This window comes from Frankia sp. CcWB2, assembly GCF_977927585.1.
Genome location: NZ_CDWRCM010000033.1, coordinates 11,113 through 14,259, shown reverse-complemented (window position 1 = coordinate 14,259; position 3,147 = coordinate 11,113). Strand labels below are relative to the sequence as shown.

Annotated in this window: 3 protein-coding genes and 1 pseudogene; 3 read left to right on the top strand and 1 reads right to left on the bottom strand. The window is 69.9% G+C overall.

Features of this window, described 5'->3' with window-relative positions:
• The 3 genes and pseudogenes from ACY45C_RS05745 to ACY45C_RS05735 all read left to right on the top strand — a co-directional run.
• A partial coding sequence (locus ACY45C_RS05745; RefSeq protein WP_462186608.1) for a YrdB family protein occupies nucleotides 1–251 on the top strand: 251 nt, incomplete at its 5' end.
• Nucleotides 252–472: 221 nt separating this feature from the next.
• Nucleotides 473–877 (top strand): annotated as a pseudogene (locus ACY45C_RS05740) (class I SAM-dependent DNA methyltransferase); the annotation flags it as partial.
• A gap of 209 nt (nucleotides 878–1,086) precedes the next feature.
• Nucleotides 1,087–1,233, top strand: a complete 147-nt coding sequence (locus ACY45C_RS05735) for a hypothetical protein (RefSeq protein ID WP_462186624.1) — start codon at nucleotides 1,087–1,089, stop codon at nucleotides 1,231–1,233.
• Between the two features lie 144 nt (nucleotides 1,234–1,377).
• Here the strand turns inward: ACY45C_RS05735 and ACY45C_RS05730 are convergent, their stop codons facing one another.
• Entirely contained in the window at nucleotides 1,378–2,658 is a 1,281-nt protein-coding gene (locus tag ACY45C_RS05730) for a radical SAM protein (protein WP_462186607.1), read from the bottom strand.
• Nucleotides 2,659–3,147 lie beyond the last annotated feature (489 nt).

Below are 3,147 nucleotides of genomic sequence, written 5' to 3'. Positions count from 1 at the left end.
TCGACCCGGACCACGCGCCCACGGATCCCAGGCCCCAGGCCCAGCCGGATCCGCTGCCGACAGCAGCCAAGATCACCCTTGCCGGGCTCCTCCCACTTCTGACAGCCGGAATCTGGGGTAGGTGGCTGGCGCCGCGGGCAGCACGCAGGCTCGGCCAACCGTCGCGACTCGCGGTGAAACTGGCCCTCTTCGTCGCCACCGCGATGCTCCGGCGAGCGCCGGTTATCCGCTCTGGGCACTACTCTTCGTGATCTTCCTGGTCGCGACGACGGTGTCCGCGCAGATCCTCACGCCGCACCAGGGAGCCGGTGTTTAGATAAGAGTCCCACCTGAGCCAGCCGTGACGCATCGAGGCGTGGAATAATTCTTCCATGAAAGCCGCGGTCCACATCACGTGTCAACTGATTTCTTCCGGTCGGAGAACGGCGAAAATTCGAATGCCGGCTGGCCGGGTAACTGTCACGATGTCGGCATGGTGACGAAACCCGGAAAAGAGGATCCGGCCGAGTACGGCGGCCGGATCGCAGATGTCTACGACCGGTGGCATCTCGTGGGTTCCCAAGTCGAAGAGATCGGCGCGGTCGTCGACTTCCCCGCGGAACGGGCCGGCGACGGGCCGGTACTGGAACTCGGAATCGGGACCGGGCGAATCGCCCTGCCGCTGGCGGCGCGTGGAATTCCGGTAGCCGGGATCGACGCCTCCGAGCGCATGGTTGGGCGGCTGCGGGCGAAACCCGGCGGCGCGGAACTGCCGGTGACGATCGGGGATTTCGCCGACATCGACGTTCCAGGAGGTTCGTTCAGCCTCGTCTACGTCGTGTTCAGCACGTTCTTCGCCCTGCTGACCCAGGCTGACCAGGAACGGTGTTTCGCCTCGGCCGCCGCCCGCCTGCGGCCCGGCGGGGTGTTCATCCTGGAGGCGTTCGTACCGGAACTCTCCCTGTTCGACCGCGGGCAGGACCTCCGGGTCACCACGACCGCCGACGACGAGACCCGGTTGAACACCGCGATACTCGACCGCTCCACCCAGCGGATCCATAGCCGCCACATCGCCATCACCGACCACGGCATCGACACCTATCTCCGGTGGAGTTGCGCCACGCCTGGCCCGCCGAGCTCGATCTCATGGCTCGGCTCGCCGGCCTGGCACTGGTCGACCGGTACGGTGGCTGGGATAGTGCGCCCTTCACCGCCGCCAGCACCGTCCACATCCCCACTTGGCGCAGGTCCTGACCCGGCGCCCCCGGACCCGAGCCGGCCCGGACCCGAGCCGGCCCGGACCCGAGCCGGCCCGGACCTCGGCCAGCCTCGACCGGGGCGGATCCCAGACCTGGCGCACCTCCCCGGTTGGGCACCTCCCGAGACGGCAAGGAACCGTCAGTCGATCCAGTCACGGGGCCAGTGGATCTCCTCGGCCGTAAGGCGGGGCCGGTCGGTCAGGGACCAGGGCGCGTCCAGGTCTTCCTGGACGACGGAGAACAGTCCATGGTCAAATGGCTCCCCCGGCGCCGGGGCGACCTGGACCAGCCGTTCCCGCACCCCGGCGCGCTGATGTGTCAGCGCCCGGTGATGGCAGTAGGGATTGTTGCCGGCGCGGCCGAAGAAAGTGTGGGCGGTCCAGGTGCAGCCGCCGCGGCAGACGTCCGCGTACGCACAGCCGCGGCAGAAGCCCCACAGGTTCTCGACCGCGGCCGGCGTCCCCGCCGCCATGTTGACCGCCAGCTCGGGAGCGTCACGCAGCAGATCGGTGAGGCTGCGGTCGCGGATGTTGCCCCCGGCGTAGTCCCGGGTCGGCAACGAGGGGCAACCCTTGATCGTGCCGTCCGCCTCGATGCCGAGCGTGGACAACCCGGCCTGGCATCCCGCCCAGAAGGCCGACCCCTCGGGAGAGCGCAGCAGCCTTTCGTAAGGGCCGTAGTAGCCAACGTTGTTGCCGGCATGGACGCGGATGCCGTCCCGGCGGGCGCGACGCGCGATCCGGGCAAGCATCGGGAACACCTCGAGCAGCTCGACCGGCTGGAGCAGGAGCTCGGCGTGGTCGGCCGCGTTGCCCATCGGAACGGTCAGCTGCCACTGCCAGGCGACGACGCCCGCGGCCCGCAGCCGCCGGTACAGCTCGGGCAGTTCGGATGCGGTCAGACGATTGATCTGGGTATTGCAGGTAGCTTCGACGCCGGCGGCGCGCAGCCGTTCCATCGTCGTGAAACACGACTGCCACGAGCCCTTCCGGCCGCGTAAGCGATCGTGGGTGGCGGCCATCCCGTCCACCGACACCGAGCACTGTTCGACACCCGCCGTGCGCAGTCCGCGCGCCATGGCCGCGCTCATCCGGTATCCACCCGTCGTGACCGTGCATCCCATGCCCCGGCGGGTGATCTCGGCCGCGATCGTCAACCAGTCGCGGCGCAGGAACGCCTCACCGCCGATGAGCGTGACTTCGTCCACGCCGACCGCCGCGAGCTGCGCCACGACGTCGAGCGCCTGCTCGGTCGTCAGCTCCGCGGGCCGCCGGTCACCGACGCGCGAGCCGCAGTGCCCGCAGGCGAGATTGCACGCCAGGGTCAGCTCCCAGACGGCGTACGTCCGGCGCGGCGCCGTCCTCCTCGACCGGAGAGAACCGGGTGGACCGGGTGGACCGGGCGCCTGAGCACGTGCCATGGGAACGAACCCGGTCATCTCGGATCCGTCACCTTCGGAACAGGCGACGCAGCCAACCCCGCCGAGGCCCGGAAAACCACTGATCCCGGTCGGGCTGGGGCGGCGGGAGCGGTTGGAGCGGTGGGCCGCCGTACACGGGCGTCGCGATCGGAAGCTCGCCCGTGCCCCAGGCTGGCCCCGCGGACTGCGGCGGCGGGTAGAGCCCGGGAGGCGGCTGGGCCGACGGCCACCGGCCGGATGCTTCGAGGGTCGTCTCGGTGGACTCCTCCGCGGCCAGTCTCTCGGCGATGTCCTCAGCCCGCCCCGGGCCGACCTGCGCAGCCCAGGAGGGCCCTCGTGGCAGCCGCGGGTCCGCCGGTTCATCCTTCGCCATCCCCCACCTCCACCGACATCATCGCCGAAAGAGCCCGCACCGGCCATCGGCACCGTTCACCGACCATCGGCACTGTTGCATCCCGGGAAGGCACGGCATGCTAACCGCTCAGGGTC